Genomic DNA, 24,222 nt, shown 5'->3' with positions numbered 1-24,222 from the left:
GGTCAGTCGGCGACGGCGAGCCGGGCCAGGATCGGCGCCGCGTCGCGGAGGGTGGCGCGCTCGGCGGGCGTGAGCCCGGCGAGGCGCTGGGACAGCCAGGCGTCGCGGCGCTGGCGGTCGGCCAGCACGGCGGCACGGCCGGCGTCGGTGATCGAGACGACGACCTGGCGTCCGTCGGTCTCGTGGGGGCGGCGCGCGACGTAGCCGTCGCTCTCGAGGCAGTTGACCGTGCGGGTCATCGACGGCGGCTGGACGCGCTCGGCGCGGGCCAGGTCGCCGACGGTCTGCTCGCCGATCCGCACGAGCAGCCCCAGCACGACCATCTGCGGGATGCTCAGGTCGTTGTCGGGGTGGCGCTCGGAGACGAGACGGCGCCGCAGGCGCATGACACCGGCCCGGAGCTCTGAGGCGAGCCCGGCGTCGGTACGGAGGTCGGCGGTCGGCATGTCGTTAGCATAACTCATTACTTAGGCTAACTATTCCGGCGGTGACCAGCCAGCGGTCGCGCCCCTCCTGGTGGGGGAAACCGACTCCTGGAGGGGGTTGCAACGGCCTCCAAGAGTCAGATTCCCCGCTCGAGCGGGGAATCCGCCGCGCAGGAAGCCCGGCGCCCTCAGGCGGTCAGGAGAGCCAGCCGCTGATCGGCGTGTAGGCGAAGTAGATGACGAAGAGGGCCGCGACGATCCACATGATCGGGTGGACCTCGCGGGCCTTGCCGACGACGACCTTGATGAAGACGTACGCCACGAAGCCGGCGCCGATGCCGACCGAGATCGAGTAGGTGAAGGGCATCAGGACGATGGTGAGGAACGCCGGGATGGCCAGCTCGAGGTCGCGCCAGTCGATCTCGGTGACCTGCTGCATCATCAGGAAGCCCACCAGCACCAGCGCCGCGACGGCCGCCTCCGACGGGATGGCCGCGACGAGGGGCGTGAAGAAGGTCGCGAGCAGGAACAGCACCCCGGTGACGACCGAGGCCAGGCCCGTGCGGGCGCCCTCGCCGACGCCCGAGGCGCTCTCGATGTAGGACGTGTTGGACGAGACGCCCGCCGCGCCACCGGCGATCGCGGCGACGGAGTCGACGACCAGGATGCGCTGGGCGTTGGGCGGCGTGCCGTGCTCGTCGTTGAGGCCGGCCTCGGCGCCGATGGCCGTCATCGTCCCCATCGTGTCGAAGAAGTCGGCCAGCAGCAGCGAGAAGACGAGGAGCAGCGCGGCCAGCACGCCGGTGCCGGCGCTGCCGAAGGCGCCGAACAGGTCGACCTCGCCGAGGGTGTCGAAGGACGGCAGGGCGACGACGTCGCCGCTGAGGGTCGGCACGCTGAGCGACCAGCCGGTGGGGTTGTCGGCCGATGCGGCACCCAGCTCGCCGATGGCCTCGACCACCACGGCGACGACGGTGGTGACCAGGATGGAGATGAGGATCGCGCCGCGCACCTTGCGGACCCAGAGGGCGATCATGAGCGCCAGGCCCAGGCAGAACACGAGCACCGGCCAGCCGCCGAGGTGGCCGTCGGAGCCCAGCTGGACCGGGACGGTGGTCTGGAACGCGTCGGGGATGCGGGTCACCACGCGGGCGTCGACGAAGCCGATGAGGGCGATGAACAGGCCGATCCCGACCGAGATCGCGACCTTGAGCTGCTGCGGGACGGCGTGGAAGACGGCCTTGCGGAAGCCGGTGAGCACCAGCAGCAGGATGAGGATGCCCTCCAGCACGACGAGCCCCATCGCCGCCCCCCAGGTGGACTGGCGGGCGATCGTGTTGGCGACGAACGCGTTGAGGCCCAGGCCCGTGGCCAGGGCGAGCGGGAAGTTGGCGAACCCGCCCATGGCGATGGTCAGCAGGCCGGCGACCAGCGCCGTGCCGGCCGCGATGGCCGGGATGCCGCTGCCCGGCTCGGCCCCGCCGCCCAGGAAGGCACCCGTCGAGTCGGGCACGAAGCCGAGGATGAGCGGGTTGAGCACGATGATGTAGGCCATCGTCAGGAAGGTCACGACGCCGCCGCGGACCTCACGGCCGACGGACGAGCCGCGCTCGCTGATCCGGAAGTAGCCGTCGAGGCCGGAGCCCTGCGGTCGCTGTCGCTGTGCCTGCGTCTGGTCGCTCACAGGACCGCAGTGTGTCACGAAGACGCGCCCGCACGGCACCACTGCGCGCGTGTAGCGTGAGCGCGTGGACCTGGGTGACGAGCAGCCGACGCGGCACGAGATCGGTCGGCGCACCTACATCGTGGCGCAGGTCGAGCCGCTCGACGTCGACGGGGTCCGCACGACCGAGGTCGGCACCGCCCTGTGGCTGCTGGGCTTCCTCGGGCTCCTCCCGTTCTGGGGCGCGCTCGAGGACAGCGGCCGCACCTGGTGGTTGTGGACCTGCCTCGCGGGCTTCGGGCTCGGCCTGTGCGGCCTGGAGTACTGCCGCCGCCGGCGCCGGGAGCGGGCCTCCCAGCAGGCGGCCCGATGAGCGCCCCCGCATGAGTCGTACGCCGACGCGCTGGGAGCTCGCGGGCGAGGACAACCGCGGCTACGGCCGCCACTTCGCCGACCTCGTCGCGCAGGGGGCCGACGTCGCCGGCGAGGCCCGGCTGGCCGACGCCCTGGTGCCCCGCGGCGCCCGCATCATCGACATCGGCTCCGGCATGGGCCGCGTGGCGGCCGAGCTGGCGGCCCGAGGCCACGACGTCGTCGCGACCGAGCCCGATCCGGCGCTCCGCGACCAGTCCCGGGCGACGTACGCCGACCTCGACGTCCTCCCCCACGACGCCCTGGCCCTCGACCCGGCCGAGCTGGGCGCGTTCGATCTCGCGGTGCTCGTCGGCAACGTGATGATCTTCCTCGCCGAGGGCAGCGAGCGGAGCGTGCTGCAGCGGGTGTGCGACCTGCTCGCCCCGACCGGACGGGTCCTCGTGGGCTTCCACCTGCAGGGGGTCAAGGCCGGCAGCCGCACCTACCCCGCCGACGAGTTCGTCGCCGACGTGGAGGCCGCCGGGCTGCGGGTGGTGCACCGGTTCGGCAGCTACGAGCTGCACGAGCCCGTCGACGACTACGCCGTGTGGGTGCTGGGCCGCTGAGCCGACGCCCCGGGCGGGACCGAGCGGATCAGAGGGGCTCGAGCTCGTCGTCGAGCAGGGTGTCGTGCACGTGGTCCGGGAGCGGGAGGGGCTGCTGCTTGCGCGCGAGCTTGACCTCGGAGTGCGCGCCACAGCCGTGGTCGAAGGTGACCACGCGGCCGTCGTCGTTGGCGTTGCCGTTGGCGCAGACGCCGAAGCTCATCGACAGCGACCCGTTGAGGCGGACCAGGAAGCCGCAGGACCAGCAGCTCTCCGGCGCGCTCTTCGCCAGTGGCGCGTCCGGACCGCCGGGCCCGGCGTGCCAGCGCTCGGCCGCCATGTCGAGCCCCTCGCGGCTCAGGGTGCGGACGCGGCCCAGCCCGAGGTCCTCGGCCACGCGGCGCACCTGCGCCCGGGCGTCGCCGTCGAGCGGCGTGTCGAGCGGGTCGTCGCCGACGAGGTAGGTCGGGACCAGCCGGGCGTCCTCGTCCTCGACGGGCAGGAGGTCACCGGGCGAGAGGTCGCCGGGCTGGAGGCGTTCCTTGTAGGGGACCCAGTCGGGCGCCACGATGGCCTCGTCGCCGGGCAGCAGGACGACCTCGTTGACGGTCAGGTCCTTGCCACGCTTGGCGCGGGTGATGGTGACCGACCAGTACCAGCCCGGGTAGCCCGGGCGGGTGCACGCGAAGTGGTGGGTGACGACGCGCTCGCCCTCGGCACGGACGCCGAGGTGGTCGCCGAGGTCGGTCGGCTCGGCGACCTCGAGGACGACGCTGCGCGCCAGCTCCACGGCCTTGGCGAGGACCGAGTCGGGCTTGCCGGCACGAGCGGGGAGAGCGATCACCTGCGCATCATGGCAAATGGCTGGTGGTCCTGTCCCGTCGGGGACGCCGGACGCGACCGGACCTGCGGGTGTGGGGCGCGGAGGTGGGGGCCGTAGGCCAAGATGGTGCACGTGACGTCCGACCGCCCCGAACCCGCCGCGGGTCCGCAGTCGGAGCGCTCGGACACCGCGACCGAGGCGCCCCGCGCGGGCGCCGACACACGCGGGGCAGGAGCCGGCGCACCCCGCCCTGGAGCCGTACGACGCTCGTTCGCCGGGGCAGCGCGAGGAGCCCGGGCGGCCGGTCGGGGCGCGGGGACCGCCGGGCAGTTCGCGGTCGCGCAGACGCGGCGGGCCACCCGCGCGGAGGGCGCCGGCGACTCGGGGCTCTCGCGCCTGATCGAGCTCCACGCCTTCAACGCCGCCGGTGACGCTGCCGTCGCCATCTCGCTCGCCGGCACCCTGTTCTTCCAGGTCCCGACCGGGGAGGCGCGCGGCCAGGTCGCGCTGTTCCTGGGCCTGACGATGCTGCCCTTCGCGATCGTCGCGCCACTGATCGGCCCGTTCCTCGACCGCTTCAGCCACGGCCGGCGGTGGGCCGTGGGAGCGACCATGGCGATCCGCTGCTTCCTCTGCTGGGTGCTGGCGACGGCTGTGGTCACCGAGTCCGACTGGCTGTTCCCGGCGGCGCTGGGCTGCCTCGTCGCGTCGAAGGCGTACGGCGTCACGCGCGCCGCCGCGGTCCCCCGGCTGCTGCCGCCCGACCTGACGCTGGTCAAGGCCAACGCCCGGGTGTCGCTCGCGGGTGTGGTGGGCGCGGGCCTGTCCGCGCCCCTCGCGATCCTCGCCTCGACCTTCGGCCCGGAGTGGTCGCTGCGCTACGGCTTCCTGGTCTTCGTGCTCGCGACGATCTGGGCGATCCGGCTGCCGCAGCAGGTCGACGCGAGCCAGGGCGAGGGCGAGATGGTGCTGACCGGCTCGACCGACGAGGTGCGCACCGGCCGCCGACCGCGCACCCGCATTCCCGGGGCGGTGGCGTTCGCGCTGCGGGCCAACTGCGGCCCCCGGTGGCTCTCGGGCTTCCTCACGATGTTCATGGCGTTCCTGCTGCGCGACAACCCGATCGGCGACTGGCGGCCCGAGGTGCTGCTGGGGCTCGTGATCGGCGCGGCGGGCCTCGGCAACACCATCGGCATCACGATCGGGTCGCTGCTCAGACGCCTCAACCCCGCGGTGACGGTCGTGCTCGCCCTGCTGGCCGACGTCGTCGTCGCCACCCTGGCGGCGGTGTTCTACGGGCTCGCCACCCTCGTGCTGCTCGGACTGACGGCGGGCCTCGCGCAGTCGCTCGCCAAGCTGTCGCTCGACTCGACGATCCAGCGCGACATCCCCAGCCGCATCCAGGCCAGCGCCTTCGCCCGCTCCGACACCACCCTGCAGCTGGCGTGGGTCATCGGCGGCTTCGTGGGCATCGCGATGCCGCTGATGCCGCAGCTCGGCCTCGGCATCGCAGCCGGGGTCCTGGGACTGTGGGCGGCGTTCGTGCTGCTCAGCCGCTCGGACCGGGCGTCACGACCGGCGCCCACCTGAGGACGCAGGCCGTCGCGACCGACGTCGCGGTCGATCAGGTGTCGAGCTCGTCGGCGAGGGCGCGCAGCACCTTCGCCGTGCCACGCGCCGCCGCGCGCTCGGGGTGCCGGCCGCGGCGGTAGGTCTCCTCCACGCCCTCGAGCATCTTGATGAGGTCCTCGACGATCGTCACCATCGTCTCCGGCTGCTTGCGCTGGGCGTTGCGCTGGTTGCGCGCGACCGAGGCGGGGGCGTCGAGGACGCGCACCTGCAGTGCCTGGTCGCCGCGGCGGCCCTGGGCGATGCCGAACTCGACCTTCGTGCCGGCCTTGAGCGTGGTCGTGCCTTCGGGCAGCGCCTCGGCGTGGACGTAGACGTCCGGGCCGTCCTCCTGCGACAGGAAGCCGAAGCCCTTCTCAGCGTCGTACCACTTCACCTTGCCACTCGGCACGGTCCACCCCACTCAGCTCAGCACTCGTCCCGCGCGGTTCCACGCGGCCGGGCACAGGATAGGGGGCGCCACCGACCCCCGACCAACGGGTTGTGGTCCCGGTGCCGGGGGACGGCTTTGATTTGGTGACGCCACTGCTGGGACCATGGGAGGCTCGGGGCCCCACCGCTGGGGGCGGAGGGCGACCAGAGCTGCTGAGCGGGAGAGACACGTGCGGACACGACGGACCAGACGGTTGATCGGCTGCGGCCTGCTCGCGCTCGCCCTCGGCCTGTCCGTCCCCGCCGTCGCGACCGCCGACGACGCCCCGCCCCCTGCCACGCCGGGCGACCTCGCCCTCGTGACGATGAACGGTGGCGGCACCGCCGCCGGCCGCGCGGAGGCGCCCGAGCTGGTGGCCGAGCAGGACGCCGTGCTCACCGCCGTCGGCGCCAGCGCACCCGTCTACCGCTGGACCACCGCGCTCAACGGCTTCGCCGTGCGGCTGACCGAGGCCCAGCTGGCCGCCCTCGCCAACCAGCCCGGCGTCGCCTCGGTCGAGGCCGACTCCATCCGACCGATGGCCGGCCGCACCTCGTTCGCCGCCGTCCGTGGCGCCGCGGCCAGCCCGCGCCTGCGCGGCGGGGCCGGCGTGGTGATCGGTGTCGTCGACTCGGGCATCGCGCCGGAGTCGCCCGCGTTCGCGGAGGTCCCGGGCCTCGGCGCCGACCCCGAGGGATTCGCCGGCGCGTGCGCCGAGGGTGACGGCTGGGGGGCCGATGACTGCACCCGCAAGATCGTCGGCGCGCGCTGGTACGTCGACGGGTTCGGCGCGGACCGCGTCAGGTCGTCGGAGTCGCTGTCCCCCCGCGACGCGCTCGGCCACGGAACGCAGGTCTCCTCCGTCGCGGCCGGCAACGCCGGTGTCAGCGTCCGCGTCGACGACCGCGACGCCGGCTTCTTCGGCGGCGTCGCCCCGCAGGCGCGCGTCGCCGCCTACAAGGCCTGCTGGGGAGCACCCGACCCCGCCGACGACGGTTGCTCGACCGCCGACGTCGTGTCCGCGGTCGACGCCGCGGTCGCCGATGGCGTCGACGTCCTCAGCCTCGCCCTCGCCGGGGGCGAGCTCATCGACACCCTGCAGGTGGCCCTGCTCGGCGCCGCCGAGGCCGACGTGGTCGTCATCGGCGCGTCCGGCAACACAGGCGCGTCGGCCTACGCCGCGCACCCGGCGCCGTGGGTCACCACCGTCGGCGCCGCCGTCGGCCGGATGTCCCGAGGCCGGGTCGTGCTGCCCGGCGGCCGGTCGTGGGACGGCGGCGGCCGCCCCGCGACCGTGCGAGGTCGCGCCGTGCTGGCCCAGGACGCGGCCGCACCCGGGGCGTCGCGACGCGCGGCCGCGCAGTGCCGGCTCGGGGCCCTCGACTCGCGCCTGGTCGCCGACCGGGTCGTGGTCTGCCAGCGGGGCACGATCGGGCGCATCGACAAGTCCGAGTCCGTCGCCCAGGCCGGTGGCCGCGCCATGGTGCTCGTCAACCGCCGCCCCGGCTCGGTGACCGCCGACCTCCACTCCGTCCCGACCGTCCACCTGTCCGCGTCGGCGGGTCGGACGTTCAGCCGCTGGGTGTCGCGCCACCCCGGGACGCGGGTGACGGTCTCCCGCGTCGCCGGCGACCCCGGGACGCGACGTACGGCCCGATGGAGTGCCGCCGGCGACCCCCGCGGGACGTCGGTCAAGCCGGACGCCGTGGCCGACGGCGACGCCGTGCTCGGTGCCCTGCCGCAGTCCACCGGCCGGACCTGGGGCGTCTTCAGCGGCAGCTCCGCGGCCACCGCCCACGCGAGCGGGCTCGCGGCGCTCGTCCTCGGCGAGCACCCGGACCGGTCGGCCTCGGTCGTCCGGTCGCTCCTCGCGACGTCGGCGCGCCCGATCCCCGGCTCCTCCGTCCTCGAGCAGGGCGCCGGTGCCCTCCCGAGCCGCGCGCCCACCGCGCACCTCGCGCTCGAGGTCGCTCCCGAGCAGTGGCGCCGTGCGATGCGCCGCCACTCCCTCGCGACCCTCAACACGACGTCGCTCCTGATGCCGGCGCGGCAGCGCCGCGCGGTGCGCACGGTGACCAACATCGGCACCCGACCGGAGTACTTCTCGGTCACCACCCGCGGCTTCACCTCGCACCGCGTGCGGGTGCAGCCCCTCGCCGTACGACTCGCCCCCGGTGAGTCTGCCGACTTCACGATCACGGTCTCCGGCCCCACCGCCCCCGGCCGGCTCGACGACGGCATGCTGGTCTGGCTGGGCGCCCGCGGCGGCGTCACCCGCGTGCCGGTCGCCCTGACCCGCTGACCTCCCCCGTACGCCGACGGGCCGCCGTCCCGGTGGGACGACGGCCCGTGCACGGGCGGGCAGCTCAGTCCTGGAGCACCCGGTCGTGGCGCAGCGAGGTCGCCTTGGTCTCGTGGGCGACCAGCACGGCGATGACGGTGATCACCGACGCGATCGTCATGTACATCGCCACCTTGGGCACGTTGGTGACCCCCTCGCTCGCGTCGCCGAGCAGCTCGATCGCGATGATCGGGGCGAGGGCGCCCGCGAAGATCGAGGCCAGCTGGTAGCCGACGGAGGCACCGGTGTAGCGGACCGAGGTGCCGAAGAGCTCCGAGAAGAACGCCGCCTGCGGGGCGTACATCAGCGCGTGCAGGACGAGGCCGACGACGATCGCGAGGATGATCTTGCCCTCGGAGCGCGAGGCGATCAGGTCGAAGAAGACCCACGACCAGGCCGCCACGCCGACGGCGCCGACGAGGTAGAGGGGTCGACGCCCGACCCGGTCGCTGAGCGCCCCGACCAGCGGGATGGTCACGAAGTGCACCACGGAGCCGATGAGCAGGGCCTTCAGGATCAGGGACTTGTCGTCCGCGGTGCCGGCGTAGATGGTGAGGAACGAGATCGAGATGATCGTGAACAGGTAGTAGGAGATGTTCTCGGCCATCCGCATCCCCATGGCCACCAGGACCTCCTTGGGGTACTTGCGGAAGACCTCGACGAGCGGCAGGTGCGGGGTCTCCTTGGTCGCGAGCTCGGCCTTGGCCTCGGTGAAGACCGGGGACTCCTCGATCGAGAGGCGCACCCACAGGCCGACCGCGACCAGCACGGCGCTCAGCAGGAACGGCACGCGCCAGCCCCAGGACTCGAAGGCGGCGTCGGACTGCACGGCCGCGAGCACCCACAGCACACCGGTGGCGAACAGGTTGCCCAGCGCCACCCCGGCCTGCGGCCACGAGGACCAGAAGCCGCGCTGCGAGTCGTCGCCGTGCTCGGCGGCCATCAGGACGGCACCACCCCACTCCCCGCCGACCGCGAAGCCCTGCAGCAGGCGGCAGGTCAGCAGCAGCAGCGGCGCGGCGACGCCGATGGAGGCGTAGGTCGGCAGCAGGCCGATGGCGAAGGTCGCGAGGCCCATGAGGAAGAGCGACGCGACGAGCATCTTCTTGCGCCCGACCTTGTCGCCGAAGTGCCCGAAGACGATGCCGCCGAGGGGACGGGCGACGAAGCCGAGCGCGTAGGTGCCGAAGGCCAGCAGCGTCGCGGTGGCGGGCTCGCTCTCGGGGAAGAACAGCGTGCCGAAGACGAGCGCCGCAGCGGAGCCGTAGAGGAAGAAGTCGTACCACTCGACGGCAGTGCCGATCAGCGAGGCGAAGACGACCTTGACGATGCTGGTGCGTTCCGGCTCGGTGCCGGACGCCCCGCGTCCGGCGGTGCTGGTGGTGTCGGTGCTCATGACGTGCCTTTCGTGGGGGGAGAAGAGGAGGCGTGGCGGGGTGGGGCTAGGCGGCGGTCCAGCCGCCGTCGAGGGAGAGGGAGGTCCCGGTCATCGAGGTGGCGGCCGGGCTGCACAGGAAGGCCACCGCGTCGGCGACCTCCTCGGGCTCGACGAGCCGCTTGAGCGGGGTGCGGGCGAGCAGGACGGAGTCGAGGACCTCGTCCTCGGCGATGCCGTGGGCGCGCGCCTGGTCGGTGAGCTGGCCCTCGACCAGCGGCGTGCGGACGTAGCCGGGGCAGACGGTGTTGCTGGTGACGCCCTTGTCGGCCGCCTCGAGGGCGATGACCTTGGAGAGTCCCTCGAGGCCGTGCTTGGCGCTGACGTACGCCGACTTGTAGGCCGACGCGCGGTGGCCGTGGACGCTCGAGACGTGGACGAGCCGGCCCCACCCCCGGGCGTACATGCCGGGCAGGACGCGGCGCGCCAGCAGGAACGGCGCGTGCAGCATCAGCGCGTGGATCGCACGGAACCGCTCGGGGTCGAACTCCTCGACCGGGGCGACGTGCTGGATGCCGGCGTTGTTGACGAGGATGTCGACGTCGAGGTCGAGGGCGGCGATCGCCGCCTCGTCGGTGAGGTCGACGACGTGCGGGGTGCCGTGCACCTGGGCGGCGACCTTGGCGACGCCCTCGTCGTCGCGGTCGAGCAGGTGGACCTCGGCGCCGGCCTCGGCGAGCCGGGCCGCGACCGCTGCACCGATGCCGCTGGCGGCGCCCGTCACCAGGGCCCGGCGTCCGGTGAGGGCGGGGGGTGCGACGGGGGTGACGGTGGTCATGGCCCTCACCGTAGGGAGCGGAGTGACGGGGAGCACATGGGATCGGTGGCCACAGTTGAGGGTGGAGCATGTGGGCGAGCCACACCGTCAGCGTGGTCAGCCGTCCTGCAACCGGGCCAGCCGGAGCGCGAGCTGCAGGTCCAGCGCCCGCTCGGGCGCGCGCCATCCTGCGCCGAGGAGCTCCCCGACGCGCTCGAGCCGCTGCGTCACGGTGTTGGGGTGCACGTGCAGCGCGGCCGCGGTGTCCTTGAGGTGGCCCCCGCTCGCGAACCACGCCTCGAGCGTGGCCACCAGACCGGTCCCCCGACGCTCGTCCCACCCCCGCACGGGGCCGATCGTGGCCTCGATGAAGGCGGTGACGTGCCCGGGGTCGTTGTCACCGAGGAGCAGGCGCGCCACGCCGAGGCCCGCCGGGTCGCTCACGGCGCCGCGGCGGCCGAGGCGCACCAGCGTGTCGAGGCAGCGCCGTGCCTCGTCGTGGGCCGTGACCAGCCGGTCGCCGTGGAGCGCGTCGCTCGTGCCGGTGACGCCGACGGTCGCCACTCCCCCGAGCTCGGCCACGGCCGCCTGCAGCTCGGCCCCCACGCGGTGGGGGTCCTCGCTCGGCACCACGACGACCACCGCGCCGCGGTGCTCACCGGCGAGGCCGGAGCTGCGCCGCGCGAGGGCCACGGCGGCACGACTCGCGCGGTGCCGGTCGGCGCCGTCGACGGTGGCGGCGGCGACCACCACGGGGCCGTCGAGGCTGGCGCTGTGCCGTCGTACGCGGTCGCGCAACCGCTCGCGTGACGCGGGGTCGGACTCCAGCAGGTCGGCGAGGAGCTGGCCGCCGAGGCGCTCCTCGGCGTCGGTGACGGAGCGGGCGAAGAGCAGGACCAGCGCGGTGACCAGGGCGCCGCGCTCGAGCGTACGACGACCGGCGAGGTCGAGCGGCTCGTCGCGTCGCAGGACCAGGGTGGCGACGTGCTCGGTGCGGGCGAGCGCGGCGGCGACGAGCCCCGACCCGGTCTCGACCGAGCGGCCCGAGGTCACGGCCTCGGCGACCGCCTCGGGCACCGCGTCCGGCCGCGACGTCGAGGTGTCGTCCCCCGCCAACAGCTCGCCGGTGGGCGTCCACACGGACACCGCGCCGTGGAGGACGCCGGAGAGCACCTCGGCCACCTCGGCCACCCCTCCACCGCCGATGAGCAGGTCGGTGAGCCGGTCGTGGGCCAGCGCGGCGGCGTCGACGGCCTCGGTGTGCCGGGTGAGGGACCGGTTGGCCTCGTCGAGCTCGGCGAACAGGCGAGCGTTCTCCAGCGCCACCACCGCGTGGGCCGCGAAGGAGGTGAGCAGGCTGACCTCCGACTGCGGGAAGCGGCGCACCGACCGGTGCACCGCGAGGAGGGCGCCGATCACCACGCCGTCGAGGACCAGTGGCACGCCGAGGATGGCGCGGATCTGCTCACCGGCCACCGCCTCGTCGATGTAGCCCTGGTGCACGAACCGCTCGTCCGTGGCGTAGTCCTCGGTGAAGTAGGCCGCGCCGGTCTGGGCGACCAGGCCCAGCAGGCCGGTGCCCAGCGGCAGCCGCAGGGTCTGGAACTCGCGCGTCAGCGCTCCGTCGGTGACCTTCATGTAGGAGGCGCCGTCCCCCTCGTCGTTGAGCGAGAGGTAGGTCATGTCGCAGTGCAGCAGCTGGCGCGCGCGGCGCACGATCGCCGCGAGGATGGTGTCGACGTCGCGGATGGCGGTGAGGTCGGAGGCGGTCTCGTAGAGCGCGGACAGCTCGGCCTCCCGGGAGCGCATCCGTCCCATCAGGTCGCGCAGCCGCAACGCGACGTCGTACTCCGAGCGCACCACGGTCGCATCGCCCTCGCCCAGGCGCGCCTCGCACTGCGCGAGGTGCTCGTCGAAGGCGGCCAGCGGCGCCTCGTCGTAGAGCAGGTCCAGGAAGGTCGGCACGTCGCACATCCTGCCCCGTCGGGGACGTGCCGGACCTCAGCCCTCTCGGGAGATGAGCATCTCGCGGTCGCCGTAGACGACCTTGTCACCGTCGACCAGCGCCGCGGGCTTGCCCGGCGCGAGCTGGCGCGAGACGCCCTGGCGCACCAGGACCGTGCCGTTGGTCGAGCCGCGGTCCATCACCACGATCGTCCCGTCAGGCGCGGGGCCGAACTGGGCGTGCGTCTTGGACACCGACATGTCGGCCGAGGCCAGGGGGATCAGGTGGGCCACCTGCTCGCCCGAGCGCGGCTCGGGGCGGCGACCGACCAGCGCGAGGCCGGCGATCACGAAGCTCTCACCGTTGTCGAAGTGCACCCGCCAGCGCGGGGGCGTCATCGGCGCGCCCGGCTGCGGAGCGGACCGCGCGGGCGCCGGCACGCGGTGGGACGGCGGGCCCGGCTGCCGGGCCGCCGGCGGCGACCACTGCGGCGCGGGCACCGGCTGCTGGGCAGGTGCGGGCTGCCGCGGCGCCTGGGCCGGCGCAGGGCGGGCCAGGTCGGCGGGCAGCGCCTGGCGGCGCATGGAGTGCTCCGAGCGCTCGGGCGTCCTCACCTGCTCGACGGGCGGCGCCGGGACGAGCCGCATCGCGGTGAGGTTGACGATGTGGCGCGGGCCGTCGTCGACGGCGGTGTCGGCGACCTCGACGGCAGGGCGTACGTCGACCACGACGGTGTCGGTCAGGTGGTCGTGCCAGCCGCGGCGCTGGCGGCCGCGGTCCTCCACGGCCGTCCAGGCCAGGGTGGCCAGTCCGATGCCGAAAGTGGGCAGTCCCGCGACGCCCAGCACGAGCGAGCGGAGCAGCGCCGGGCCGACCCCGATCGGGGTGCCGGTGCCGTGCTGCACCACGCGCAGGCCGGTCACCGCCTTGCCGGGCGACATGCCGGTGAGGCCGGCCACGACGGCCAGGACCAGCCACAGGAGCACCGTCGCGCCGGCGACCGCGCCGACCACGGTCCACACGTCGTCGGAGACGAGCAGGGCGGTCGCGACGCCCACGCCGGCGACGACGGTCCAGGCGAGGAGGCGGTCGATGGCGAAGGCGGCGAACCGTCGTTCGAGCTGGGCGACGGGGTAGGTCATGGCCTGGGGGTGCTGGGTCACGGCGGGTCTCGGTGGGTGCTGATCAGGGGTTGGTGACCTGGATGGTCACGCCGTCGCCGAGGTCGAGGACGGCGCCGGGGATCAGGCTGACGGCGATGCCGGGCGTGAGGTCCTCGGCGTCGAGACCCGGCTGGGCCAGGACGGTGCCGTTGGTGGAGCCGAGGTCGGTCGCGATGGCCGACCCGTGGTCGGCGCCCGCGCCCGGACGGATCTCGAGGTGGGTCGAGGAGATCTCCTGGTGCGGGCTGGGCACCGTGACGACGTGGGGCTGGTCGTGGGAGGCGAAGCGGCCCGCCTCGGGCGCGCGACCCACCAGGACCGTGCGGTCGACGGCGACCACGTCGCCGGTCGAGAAGACGAGGGACGCGACCGGCTGCGAGACCACGTCGGGCGCGATCTCCTGGCCGGGGATGGGCGGCCGCTCGAAGTCGGCGTGGGGGGTGCCGACCTGTGTCTGGCCGTCGCGGTCGGGCCACTCGTCCTCGACGACCGGGGTCTCCCCGGTCGGCGTCGGGCCCTCGCCGGGCGCGCCGAACTGCATCGGCGCAGCGGGAGGCACGGGCGCCGCCTCGGGCTCAGGGATCGGCTCGGGCTCCCTGGCAGGCTCAGGCTCAGGCTCAGGGTCCGGGGCCGGCTCGGACGCGGCCTCGGACCGAGACCGCGTACCGAACTCCACGACCGACACGCGGGCCAGCCCGACGGTCAGGGGGTGGTCGGCGGGGCCCTCGCCCGTCAGCGTCACCCGGACGCTGGTCACGCCGGTGAGGACCTGCTCGGCCCAGGTGGCGCCGGAGGACGCGCTGAGGATCTCCTCGCCACCGCTCGAGGAGACGGTCGCTGTGGGCGCACCCCGCACGATGAGGTGGGTCGAGTCGTCGTCGTGGGCGACGAGGGCGAAGTGGTCGAGGGAGGACAACCCTCCTGCGAGGAGGGCGTCGAGCAGGGTGTCGGCCGCGGCACCGGAGTCGGCGAGGTCCCACAGCGCGGCCACCCGACCGCGCTGGCTGACCGGCAGCAGGACCGTCGCCCGGTCGCCGACGACGGCGTACCAGTCCCCCGGCGCGAACCTCGCCTCAGTGCTCACGTCGTCCCCCCAGCTTGGATTCGAGACTCTCCTGCTGGCGCCGGGAGTCATAGGTCGCGTCCTTCACCAATCCCACCACATCCACCACCACGGCAGTGGCGTTGTCGCGGCCCCCGGCCGCCACCGCGGCCCGCACGAGCGCGTCGGCAGCGTCGCGGGGATCGGCGACGGACTCGAGGATCTCCTCGATCTCCGAGTCGTCGATCATCCCGGTCACGCCGTCGCTGCACAGCAGCAGGCGCTCGACCGAGCCGAGCGGCAGGAGGAAGAAGTCGGGGCGGATCCCCTCGGGGCTGCCGAGCGCGCGGGTGATGACGTGCCGCTCGGGGTGGACCGACGCCTCCTCGGCGGTGATGCGGCCGGCGTCGATGAGCTCCTGGACGACGGAGTGGTCGACGCTCACCTGCTCCAGCCGACGCTCGACGATGCGGTAGATCCGGGAGTCGCCGAGGTTGGCGAGGAGCCACTTGGTGACGCCGTCGTCGACGACGAGGACCGCGACCACAGCGGTCGTGCCGGCGTGCCAGCCGGGCTGCATCGCACGATGGGCGTCGCCGTAGTCGACGATGCGCGCCTGCGCGCGGGTGAAGGCGTCGGCGACGAGCTCGGCCCCGCGTCGCGGGTCGTAGGACTCGGCGAGCCGCTGGAACTCCTCGACCACCATCTGGCTCGCGACGTCACCGCCGGAATGGCCGCCCATGCCGTCGGCGACGACGAAGACCGGGGGCGCCACGAGGTAGGAGTCCTCGTTGACCTTGCGCACCAGTCCGACGTCCGTCGCCGCGCCGTGGTGCAGATCAACGTCCAGCATGTCGGCCCTCTTCGCCCCGTGTCGAGATGTGGGGCCGCGGTGCCGGCCCGGCGAGTAGCGTAAGAGGGATGTCCAGTTCAGGGCGGACGACACCCGCACGCACCCTCGCCGACCAGCTGCGCGGCTGGCCGGACGACCGGCTCGTGGCGCTGCTCAGGGCCCGTCCAGATCTCGCCACACCCGCCCCTCAGGATTCCTCGCAGCTCGCCTCGCGGGCCGCGACGCGCTCGTCGATCCACCGTGCCCTCGACGGACTGGACCGCCTCGAGCTCTCCGTGCTTGATGCCCTCCTGGTTGCAGGTCAAACCACTTCTGCGGACCTGATCTCGATCGTCCACGCCGACAGGACGCGTACGGCGGCGGCGCTGCAGCGGCTGCTCGACCTCGCACTGGCCTGGGAGGCCCCCGGCGGCGTCCGGGCGCTCACCGGCGTGGCGGACGCGATGCGGGGCATGCCCGGCCTCGTCAGCGGGCTGCGTCCGGCCAGTCCCGAGGCCGCGAGCCCGGACGCGCTGACGGCACGGATCGCCGAGCTGTCCCCGGCCGCGACCGCGCTGCTGCGCCACGTCGACGACCACGGCGGCGAGGGCACGACGGGGTCGGCCAGGCGCACCGTCTCGCCGGCCGAGGCGCGCACGCCGGCCGAGGAGCTGATCAGCCGGCGCCTGCTCGTGCCCCGCGAGGGCGACGCCGTCGTGCTGCCCGGCGAGGTCGGACTGGCGCTCCGCGGCGGCCGGACGACCCGGGAGCCGGTCGACGAGGTGCCGGCCCTGGCGACGTCGGCGCGCGATCCCGCACTGGTCGCCCGGACGGCCGCGGGGGCGGCCTTCGACGTCGTACGCCGCGTGGAGCTGCTGCTCGACCACTGGGGCGTGCAGCCGCCGAGCGTGCTGCGCAGCGGCGGACTCGCGGTGCGCGACCTCAAGGCGGTGGCGCGCGAGCTGCACGTCGACGAGCCGGGGGCGGCCCTGGTCGTGGAGGTGGCACTGACGGCGGGCCTGATCGCCGAGGCGGCCGCCGCCGACGGTACGCCCTCGTGGCTGCCCACCGACGAGTTCGACGTCTGGTCGGGCCTGCCGCTCGCCGAGCGGTGGACCCGCCTGGTGGGCGGGTGGCTCGCCAGCAGCCGGGTGCCGTCACTCGTCGGCTCGCGCGACCCCGCGGGCAAGGCGTGGAACGCGCTCGCCCCCGAGCTCTCCAGCGGGCTCGCCGAGGAGGCCCGTCGGCTGGCGCTGCAGGTGCTGGCCGAGGTGCCCGAGGGCGAGGTGCTCGCGATCGGCACCGGCATCGCCTCGCTGGTGCAGCGCGTCGGGTGGCTGCGTCCGCGCCGACCCACGATCTTCGCCGACCTGGTCACCGCCGCACTGGCGGAGGCAGCGGCGCTGGGGGTCACCGGCGCCGGGGGCCTGCCGCCCAGCGGACTGCACGTGGCAGGCGGCGACCTCCCGGCGGCCGCGGAGGCGATCGCCGGCCACCTCCCCCGACCGGTCGACCACGTCCTCCTGCAGGCCGACCTCACGGCCGTCGCCCCGGGTCCGCTCGAGACGGAGGTGGCCCGCCGCCTGCACCTGCTCGCCGACGTGGAGTCGCGCGGCGGTGCGACGGTCTACCGCTTCACCTCCGGGTCGCTGCGCCGCGGCTTCGACGCGGGGTGGTCCAGCGGCGAGGTCCGTGACTTCCTCACGTCGGTCTCGCAGACCCCGGTCCCCCAGCCCCTGGAGTTCCTCGTCGAGGACGTCGCCCGCACGTTCGGCACCGTGCGGGTCGGGCACGCCGAGGCGTTCCTGCGCGCCGACGACGAGGCCGCGCTCGCCGCCCTGGTGCACGACCCTCGGGGGCGCAGCCTCGGCCTCCGCCTGCTCGCCCCGACGGTCGCGATCGCCACCTCGCCCCTCGACGTCCTGCTTCCCCGGCTCCGCGAGCTGGGGGCCGCCCCGGTCGTCGAGGCCGCCGACGGCACGGTCCGCGTGAGCCGCCCCGACCTGCAGCGCGCCCGCGCCCGCCGCGGCCGCCGCCCCGCCGGCGCCGTCGAGGCGCGTCAGGCGGCGCAGGTCCAGGCGGTGGCGACGGCCATCCGTGCCGGCGACCGCGCCGAGTCCTCACGGCCCGCGAGCGCCGAGGCGACGACGACCCCGTCAGGCGCACTGGCCGCCCTGCGGGAGGCGATCGAGGCGGGCAGCACCGTGGTCATCGGCTACGTCGACGGCCACGGCGCGAACGGCGAGCGAGTGGTCGACCCGCGCCGCCTCGACGGCGGCCGGCTCTCGGCGTACGACCACCGTGCCGACGACGTCCGGGAGTTCGCCGTGCACCGCATCACCGGCGTGCGAACCGCCTGATCACCCCACGACGTTCTCCTCCTCCGCTGCCCCGGACAACGCCGCAGGGACCTCGAACCGCCTGAGCGCCCGCGTGTGCTCCTCCGTAGACTTGGACGATGGACTTCATCCGGTACGCCGAGCGCGCAGCGTCGCTCGTCAACGCCGACCTCGCCGACGAGGAGGCGCTGCGCGAGCACCTCGCCGACCGCTCGTGGCTGCACCGCTCGGTAGTCGCGGGTGACGTGGAGTCGGTGCGGGCCTTCCAGGCCGACCTGCGCCCCGTCTTCGAGGCCTCCGACGTCGACGACGTCGCCCTCGTGGTGAGCTCGCTCAACGACCTGCTCGCCGAGCACCCGGTCACGCCGATGATCTCCGACCACGACCCCGACAACCTCCACATGCACGTGGCCAACGGCGCGGCCTCGGTCGCCGAGCTCCTGATCGGCGAGGCGCTGATGGGGCTGGCCAACCTGGTCTGCGACCTCGGCGCCACCCGGCTCGGGATCTGCTCGGAGCCTCGCTGCGACCACGTCTTCGTCGACACCTCCCCCAACCAGTCGCGCCGCTACTGCTCGGACCGGTGCTCCTCGCGGGCCAACGTCGCGGCGTTCCGTGCCCGGCGTCGTGCCGAGCAGGTGGGCGCCCCGGCCACCCACCGAGCCGCGGCGGCGTCGTCGTGAGGGCCACCGGATGAACGACGGCCCCCTCATCGTCCAGTCCGACAAGACGCTGCTGCTCGAGGTCGACCACCCGGCGGCTGCCGAGGCCCGCAAGGCGATCGCCCCGTTCGCCGAGCTCGAGCGCTCACCCGAGCACATCCACACCTACCGACTCACTCCCCTCGGGCTCTGGAACGCGCGAGCCGCCGGGCACGACGCCGAGCAGGTCGTGGACGCCCTGCTGTCCTGGTCGCGCTACGCCGTGCCGCACGCCCTGCTCGTCGACGTCGCCGAGACGATGGGCCGCTACGGGCGTCTGCGGCTGGAGAAGCACCCCGTCCACGGCCTGGTGCTGTCCTCCACCGACCGCCCGGTGCTCGAGGAGGTGCTGCGCGCGAAGAAGGTCGCCGGGATGCTCGGTGCCCGCCTCGACGACGACACCGTCGCGGTCCACCCGAGTGAGCGCGGCAACCTCAAGCAGGCGCTGCTCAAGCTCGGCTGGCCCGCCGAGGACTTCGCCGGCTACGTCGACGGCGAGGCGCACGACATCGAGCTCGCCGAGGACGGGTGGACGCTGCGCCCGTACCAGCGCGAGGCCGCCGAGTCCTTCTGGGACGGCGGCTCCGGCGTCGTGGTGCTCCCCTGCGGCGCCGGCAAGACGATCGTCGGCGCCGCCTCGATGGCCCACGTCGGCGCGACCACCCTCATCCTGGTGACCAACACCGTCAGCGCCCGCCAGTGGAAGGACGAGCTGGTCGCCCGCACCTCGCTGACTCCGGACGAGATCGGCGAGTACTCCGGCGCCGTCAAGGAGATCCGTCCGGTCACGATCGCGACCTACCAGGTGCTGACGACCAAGCGGAAGGGCGTCTACCCGCACCTCGAGCTGCTCGACGCCCGCGACTGGGGCCTCATCGTCTACGACGAGGTGCACCTGCTGCCGGCACCGATCTTCCGGATGACCGCGGACCTGCAGGCGCGTCGCCGGCTCGGCCTCACCGCCACCCTGGTGCGCGAGGACGGTCGGGAGGGCGAGGTCTTCTCGCTCATCGGCCCCAAGCGCTACGACGCCCCGTGGAAGGACATCGAGGCGCAGGGCTACATCGCGCCCGCCGACTGCGTGGAGGTGCGGGTCAGCCTGCCCGACGGCGAGCGGCTGGCCTACGCGACCAGCGACCCCGACACGCGGTACCGGCTCGCCTCGTGCACGCACGCCAAGATCGACGTCGTACGACGCCTCGTGCAGCAGCACGCCGGCCAGCCGACCCTGGTGATCGGGCAGTACATCGACCAGCTCGACGAGATCGCCGAGATGCTCGACGCCCCCGTGATCAAGGGCGAGACCCCGGTCAAGGAGCGGCAGCGGCTCTTCAACGCGTTCCGCTCCGGCGAGGTCGGCCTGCTCGTGGTCAGCAAGGTCGCCAACTTCTCCATCGACCTGCCGTCGGCCGAGGTCGCGATCCAGGTCAGCGGCTCGTTCGGCTCGCGCCAGGAGGAGGCCCAGCGGCTCGGGCGCCTGCTGCGCCCCAAGACCGAGGGCCGCAGCGCGCACTTCTACACGATCGTCTCGCGCGACACGGTCGACGCTGACTTCGCGCAGAACCGCCAGCGGTTCCTCGCCGAGCAGGGCTACGCCTACCGGATCGTCGACGCTGGCGACCTTCCCGCCGACGCCTGAGTGCGCTGACGCCTCACTCCGGCAGGTGCGGACCGGGACGCCACCGCATTCCACCCCGCCGGAGTGTCGGACGACCACAAGTCCCACCGTGCCCGGTCCTCGAGCGGGGCCCGGCCGCAGCCGGCGGGGTTGTGGTCGTCCGACGCGCCGTGCGGCGGGCGGGCTCAGGCCAGCGTGCTCGCGTCGATCACGAAGCGGTAGCGCACGTCGGAGGCCAGCACCCGCTCGTACGCCTCGTTGACCTGGTCGGCGGCGATCACCTCGACCTCGGCGGCGATGCCGTGCTCGGCGCAGAAGTCGAGCATCTCCTGGGTCTCGGCGATGCCCCCGATCATCGACCCGGCGAAGGAGCGCCGGCCGCCGATGAGCGACATCGCGTTGACCGGCAGCGGCTCCGGCGGGGCGCCGACGTTGACGAGGGTGCCGTCGACGGCCAGCAGTCCGAGGTGGGCGTTGACGTCGATCGAGGCGCTCACGGTGTTCACGATGAGGTCGAAGCGACCGGCCAGGGCCTCGAACGTTGCGGGGTCCGAGGTCGCGAAGTAGTGGTCGGCCCCGAGCCGCAGGCCGTCCTCCTGCTTCTTCAGCGACTGCGAGAGCACCGTGACCTCGGCGCCCATCGCGTGGGCGATCTGCACGGCCATGTGGCCGAGGCCGCCGAGACCGACGACGGCGACACGACGGCCCGGGCCGGCCTTCCAACGACGCAGCGGGGAGTACGTCGTGATGCCGGCGCACAGCAGCGGCGCTGCGGCCGCCGGGTCGAGCCCCTCCGGCACGGACAGCACGAACCCGGCGTCCACGACGACGTGCGTGGAGTACCCACCCTGGGTGGTCGTGCCGTCGACGTCGGTGACGGCGTAGGTGCCGACCATGCCCGTGACGCAGTACTGCTCGTCGCCGTTGCGGCAGTTGACGCACTCGCCGCACGAGTTGACCATGCAGCCGACGCCGACGCGATCGCCGACGCGGTGGCTGGTGACGTCGGCGCCGACCTGCTGGACGGTGCCGACGATCTCGTGGCCGGGCACGACGGGGAAGGGCTGCGGGCCCCAGTCGCCGTTGACGGTGTGGATGTCGGAGTGGCAGATGCCGGCGTACTCGATCGCGATGAGCACGTCGTGGGCGCCGACCTCGCGGCGCTCGATGGTGGTGGGGGCCAGCGGCTCGCCGGCCGAGGGGGCTGCGTAGGCGTTCACGCGCATGTGGGGTGGTCCGTCCTTCTGTCGGGTGTGCTGACCGGGGTGGTCGGTCAGTGGATCGGGTCGTGCGTGACCGCGCGGAGCTCGTCGGCGAGCGCCCGCGCCTGGCCGGAGACCTGCTCGCTGCGCGCCGTGTCACCGTCCTGGACCGCCTGCCAGTAGGCGATCTTGAGGTCCACGTAGCGCTGCCGGAGCACCAGTGCCCTCGCCTCGGTCGCCAGGCGCTGCTGCTGCTCGCGCAGCAGCCGCTCCTGGTCCGCGGCCGCGTCCGTACCGAGCCGGTTGTTGGCCATGTAGAGGCGCATGTCGCCCACCGACATGCCGGTGGCGGCGAGGCACGAGACCCACATGAGCTGGTCGAGGTCCTCGTCGTCGTAGACGCGGTGCCCGCTGCTGGCGCCGCGGCTGATCGGGGCGATGACCCCGATCTGCTCGTAGTAGCGCAGCGTGCTGGCCGGCAGGCCGGTGAGGGCCGCCGCCTCCTTGATGGAGTAGCTGCGGGGCAGGGCGTGGCTGGTCACGTCATCGACGGTAGGAACTTCGAGTACTCGAAGTCAAAGGCGGCGTGCGTCACCCCGGGCCGCTTCGTACCCTTGGCTAGCCTCGACCGCGTGACCCTCCGTGACCGCCTCGGCGCCGAGCTGTTCAGCAAGGTCGCCGGCCCCGACGGCCCGCGCAACCGGCAGCGGGTGCATGGCACGCCCGGCCCACGCTGGTTCGCCCCGGACTCCCCGATCGCCCGGGTGCACGGCGACGCCTCGATGTTCGTGGGCGGGATCCGCGCGGTCATGCTGCAGTCCCTCCACCCGGCCGCGATGCAGGGCGTGGCCGACCACTCCGGCTACCGCGGCGACATGTGGGGACGGCTCGCCCAGGTCTCGACCTACATCGCGATGACCACCTTCGGTGCCGAGAAGGACGCCTTGCAGATGATCCGCGCCGTTCAGCGCGCACACGAGTCGGTGACCGGCACGATGCCCGACGGCACGCCGTACGCCGCCTCCGACCCGCACCTGCTCGGCTGGGTGCACGCCGCCGAGATCGACAGCTTCCTCGTCGCGCACGACCGCTACGGCCACCGGCCGCTCGCCGGGGCGGAGCGGGACGAGTACGTCGCCCAGACCGCCGTCGCCGCCGAGCACCTCGGAGTGGTCGACGCGCCTCGGTCCGAGGAGGACCTGCGCGCCACGCTGGCGGCGTACGCCCCCGAGCTCCGCGGGACCCCGGCCGCCCACGAGGCGATCCGCTTCCTGCTGCTGCACCCCGACCTGCCGGCGGCCGCGCGCCCCGGCTACCTCGCGCTCGCCTCGGCCGCCATCGGGCTGCTGCCGGCCGACGCGCGCCGCGAGCTGCGGCTGCCGCCCGTGCCCCCCGTGACCAACCGGGTGCTCGGCGCCGCGGCCACCCGCACGATCCGGTGGGCGATGGCCTCGGGCCACGCCGAGGCGCGCGAGCTGCAGGAGGCGACCCAAGGGGAGGCGACCCGGCAGGAGGCGACCCAGCGGTGAGCCTCGCCGACCGCTGGCCCCTGCCCGACCACCCCGCGCTCCGCGACGACCTGCTGGCGGCCTGGGACCGGTCCGGCTACCACGACCTGCGCCACCTCGAGGAGGTGCTCGACCGCCTCGACGTGCTCGCCGGAGCGGGCGCACCGTTCGACCGGACCGTCGTCGCCCTCGCGGCGTGGTTCCACGACGCCGTCTACGACGGGGCCGGTGACGACGAGGAGCGCTCCGCTCGGTGGGCCGAGCGCGCGCTGCCGCCGGAGTGGGCCGACGAGGTGGCGCGGCTGGTGCGGATGACCGTCGAGCACCGCCCCGCCGGGGACGACCCGGCAGGAGCCGCGCTCAGCGACGCCGACCTGGGCATCCTGGGCGCGTCCCGAGCACGCTACGACGCCTACGTGGCCGGCGTGCGTGCGGACTTCGCACACGTCGCCGACGACGACTTCCGCGTCGGTCGGGCAGCGGTGCTGCGCGACCTGGTCGCCCGGGCGCACCTGTTCAGCACCCCGCACGCGCGCGAGCTGTGGGAGGACGCCGCGCGGGCGAACCTCCGGCGCGAGCTCGCAGGGCTCGAGGGCCTCAGCGGTCGTTGAGCTGGAGGTAGACCGTGAAGCGGTCGTGCCGGTAGCAGGTGCGCGAGACCTCGACGATGCGGCCGTCGGACACGGCGCGGCGCGCGTGGCGCAGCACCGGGTCGCCCTCGTCGACCTCGAGGACCGCGGCCTCGTCGGCACTGGCTCGGTCGGCGCTGATGGAGTCCTCGACCTCGGTCGGGCGCAGGCCCCTGGCAGCGAGCGCCTCGTAGAGGCTGGTGGGAGTGCCGTGCTGGAGGAAGCCCGGCAGCAGCACCTCGTTGAGGTAGGCGTCCTCGACGCACACGATGGCCTGGTCGGCGCGGCGCAGGCGCCGCCAGTGGAGCACGGGGTCACCGGGCGAGATGTCGAGCGCCCGCGCGACACCGGGGCCGGCCTGCTCCACGCGCGCGAGGAGCGTCTGCGACTCCGGCAGCATCCCGCGGCGACGGATCTCCTCGGTGAACGAGGTGAGCCGGCCCGAGGTCCGGGGTGGCTGGGCGACGAAGGTGCCGCGTCCGGGGATCCGCTCGAGGAGGCCCTCGGCGACGAGGGCGTCGAGCGCCTGGCGCACGGTCATGCGTGCCACGCCGAAACGGGCCACGAGCTCGCGCTCGGACGGGGCCGCCGCGCCCGGCGGCTGGGCGTCGATGAGTCCCCTCACGTGCTCGCGGACCTGCACGTGCTTCAATGCCCGCTGACGCGGGACGACGAGGTCCACGGGTTCCATGACACTCAGGCTAGGACTGGGCTGGACCGGCGGTCTGCAAATTGACCAAGCCTGTGGTAAACCCTTGACAGTTTCTTGATGTTCGAACAGACGTTCGATCCATCGCGT

The 24,222-nt window shown here is 73.9% G+C and carries 22 protein-coding genes; 9 read left to right on the top strand and 13 right to left on the bottom strand.

What is annotated here, in order from left to right; translation table 11 throughout:
* Positions 1-2: 2 nt before the first annotated feature.
* Both ACFQW6_RS21325 and ACFQW6_RS21320 read right to left on the bottom strand, forming a co-directional pair.
* Positions 3-446, bottom strand: coding sequence for a MarR family winged helix-turn-helix transcriptional regulator (locus ACFQW6_RS21325; protein ID WP_378550408.1), 444 nt, complete (start codon positions 444-446; stop codon positions 3-5).
* 175 nt (positions 447-621) lie between these two features.
* Complete coding sequence (locus ACFQW6_RS21320; RefSeq protein ID WP_378550405.1) at positions 622-2,109, bottom strand: NCS2 family permease; 1,488 nt, start codon at positions 2,107-2,109, stop codon at positions 622-624.
* A 64-nt stretch (positions 2,110-2,173) separates the two neighbouring features.
* Between ACFQW6_RS21320 and ACFQW6_RS21315 the strand changes: the two genes are divergently transcribed.
* Positions 2,174-2,461 (top strand): DUF2530 domain-containing protein, encoded by a 288-nt coding sequence (locus tag ACFQW6_RS21315; protein WP_378550402.1) that lies wholly within the window; start codon positions 2,174-2,176, stop codon positions 2,459-2,461.
* 10 nt (positions 2,462-2,471) lie between these two features.
* Positions 2,472-3,068, top strand: coding sequence for a class I SAM-dependent methyltransferase (locus ACFQW6_RS21310; RefSeq protein WP_378550399.1), 597 nt, complete (start codon positions 2,472-2,474; stop codon positions 3,066-3,068).
* 28 nt (positions 3,069-3,096) lie between these two features.
* Here ACFQW6_RS21310 and ACFQW6_RS21305 read toward each other — a convergent pair whose 3' ends face one another.
* On the bottom strand, positions 3,097-3,891 hold the full coding sequence (locus ACFQW6_RS21305; RefSeq protein ID WP_378550396.1) for a DUF3027 domain-containing protein: 795 nt from the start codon (positions 3,889-3,891) through the stop codon (positions 3,097-3,099).
* Between the two features lie 111 nt (positions 3,892-4,002).
* Between ACFQW6_RS21305 and ACFQW6_RS21300 the strand changes: the two genes are divergently transcribed.
* Entirely contained in the window at positions 4,003-5,460 is a 1,458-nt protein-coding gene (locus ACFQW6_RS21300; RefSeq protein ID WP_378550393.1) for an MFS transporter, read from the top strand.
* A 34-nt stretch (positions 5,461-5,494) separates the two neighbouring features.
* Here ACFQW6_RS21300 and ACFQW6_RS21295 read toward each other — a convergent pair whose 3' ends face one another.
* Positions 5,495-5,890, bottom strand: a complete 396-nt coding sequence (locus ACFQW6_RS21295) for a cold-shock protein (protein ID WP_378550390.1) — start codon at positions 5,888-5,890, stop codon at positions 5,495-5,497.
* 211 nt (positions 5,891-6,101) lie between these two features.
* On the opposite strand from ACFQW6_RS21295, the gene ACFQW6_RS21290 reads away from it, so the two are divergent.
* Positions 6,102-8,213: a S8 family serine peptidase gene (locus ACFQW6_RS21290; protein WP_378550387.1), complete on the top strand. Its 2,112-nt coding sequence runs from the start codon at positions 6,102-6,104 to the stop codon at positions 8,211-8,213.
* 64 nt (positions 8,214-8,277) lie between these two features.
* On the opposite strand, the gene ACFQW6_RS21285 is transcribed toward ACFQW6_RS21290, so the two are convergent.
* From ACFQW6_RS21285 to ACFQW6_RS21260, 6 genes are all read right to left on the bottom strand, one after another.
* Positions 8,278-9,648, bottom strand: coding sequence for an MFS transporter (locus tag ACFQW6_RS21285; protein WP_378550384.1), 1,371 nt, complete (start codon positions 9,646-9,648; stop codon positions 8,278-8,280).
* A gap of 46 nt (positions 9,649-9,694) precedes the next feature.
* A complete protein-coding gene (locus ACFQW6_RS21280; RefSeq protein WP_378550381.1) occupies positions 9,695-10,465 on the bottom strand; it encodes a 3-hydroxybutyrate dehydrogenase in 771 nt (256 codons plus the stop codon).
* A gap of 96 nt (positions 10,466-10,561) precedes the next feature.
* Positions 10,562-12,409, bottom strand: coding sequence for a helix-turn-helix domain-containing protein (locus ACFQW6_RS21275; RefSeq protein ID WP_378550378.1), 1,848 nt, complete (start codon positions 12,407-12,409; stop codon positions 10,562-10,564).
* Between the two features lie 36 nt (positions 12,410-12,445).
* A complete protein-coding gene (locus ACFQW6_RS21270) occupies positions 12,446-13,531 on the bottom strand; it encodes an RDD family protein (RefSeq protein WP_378550375.1) in 1,086 nt (361 codons plus the stop codon).
* 43 nt (positions 13,532-13,574) lie between these two features.
* Positions 13,575-14,636, bottom strand: a complete 1,062-nt coding sequence (locus ACFQW6_RS21265; RefSeq protein ID WP_378550372.1) for an FHA domain-containing protein — start codon at positions 14,634-14,636, stop codon at positions 13,575-13,577.
* Positions 14,626-15,447: a PP2C family protein-serine/threonine phosphatase gene (locus ACFQW6_RS21260; protein WP_378550369.1), complete on the bottom strand. Its 822-nt coding sequence runs from the start codon at positions 15,445-15,447 to the stop codon at positions 14,626-14,628. The genes ACFQW6_RS21265 and ACFQW6_RS21260 overlap by 11 nt, the downstream gene beginning before the upstream one ends.
* Before the next feature lie 68 nt (positions 15,448-15,515).
* On the opposite strand from ACFQW6_RS21260, the gene ACFQW6_RS21255 reads away from it, so the two are divergent.
* The 3 genes from ACFQW6_RS21255 (at position 15,516) to ACFQW6_RS21245 (ending at position 20,105) form a co-directional block, all read left to right on the top strand.
* Positions 15,516-17,786: a helicase-associated domain-containing protein gene (locus tag ACFQW6_RS21255; RefSeq protein ID WP_378550367.1), complete on the top strand. Its 2,271-nt coding sequence runs from the start codon at positions 15,516-15,518 to the stop codon at positions 17,784-17,786.
* A gap of 98 nt (positions 17,787-17,884) precedes the next feature.
* Positions 17,885-18,448, top strand: a complete 564-nt coding sequence (locus tag ACFQW6_RS21250) for a CGNR zinc finger domain-containing protein (RefSeq protein ID WP_378550365.1) — start codon at positions 17,885-17,887, stop codon at positions 18,446-18,448.
* A gap of 10 nt (positions 18,449-18,458) precedes the next feature.
* Positions 18,459-20,105: a DNA repair helicase XPB gene (locus tag ACFQW6_RS21245; RefSeq protein WP_378550362.1), complete on the top strand. Its 1,647-nt coding sequence runs from the start codon at positions 18,459-18,461 to the stop codon at positions 20,103-20,105.
* A 164-nt stretch (positions 20,106-20,269) separates the two neighbouring features.
* On the opposite strand, the gene ACFQW6_RS21240 is transcribed toward ACFQW6_RS21245, so the two are convergent.
* Both ACFQW6_RS21240 and ACFQW6_RS21235 read right to left on the bottom strand, forming a co-directional pair.
* Positions 20,270-21,310 (bottom strand): NAD(P)-dependent alcohol dehydrogenase, encoded by a 1,041-nt coding sequence (locus tag ACFQW6_RS21240; protein ID WP_378550359.1) that lies wholly within the window; start codon positions 21,308-21,310, stop codon positions 20,270-20,272.
* Positions 21,311-21,357: 47 nt separating this feature from the next.
* Positions 21,358-21,828 carry a MerR family transcriptional regulator gene (locus ACFQW6_RS21235; RefSeq protein WP_378550356.1) on the bottom strand — a complete coding sequence of 157 codons (471 nt, stop codon included), beginning with the start codon at positions 21,826-21,828 and terminating at the stop codon, positions 21,358-21,360.
* A 90-nt stretch (positions 21,829-21,918) separates the two neighbouring features.
* On the opposite strand from ACFQW6_RS21235, the gene ACFQW6_RS21230 reads away from it, so the two are divergent.
* Positions 21,919-22,815 (top strand): oxygenase MpaB family protein, encoded by an 897-nt coding sequence (locus ACFQW6_RS21230; protein WP_378550353.1) that lies wholly within the window; start codon positions 21,919-21,921, stop codon positions 22,813-22,815.
* Complete coding sequence (locus ACFQW6_RS21225) at positions 22,812-23,405, top strand: hypothetical protein (protein ID WP_378550350.1); 594 nt, start codon at positions 22,812-22,814, stop codon at positions 23,403-23,405. The genes ACFQW6_RS21230 and ACFQW6_RS21225 overlap by 4 nt, the downstream gene beginning before the upstream one ends.
* Here the strand turns inward: ACFQW6_RS21225 and ACFQW6_RS21220 are convergent.
* The gene (locus ACFQW6_RS21220; RefSeq protein WP_378550347.1) at positions 23,392-24,114 is read right to left on the bottom strand and encodes a GntR family transcriptional regulator; all 723 of its coding nucleotides are present in this window, start codon (positions 24,112-24,114) and stop codon (positions 23,392-23,394) included. The two genes, ACFQW6_RS21225 and ACFQW6_RS21220, sit on opposite strands and share 14 nt — an antisense overlap.
* Positions 24,115-24,222 lie beyond the last annotated feature (108 nt).

Origin of the sequence: Nocardioides sp. GCM10028917 (genome assembly GCF_042666175.1) — a bacterium.
Classification (GTDB): domain Bacteria; phylum Actinomycetota; class Actinomycetes; order Propionibacteriales; family Nocardioidaceae; genus Nocardioides.
This window is presented reverse-complemented; position numbering and strand designations above follow the sequence as displayed.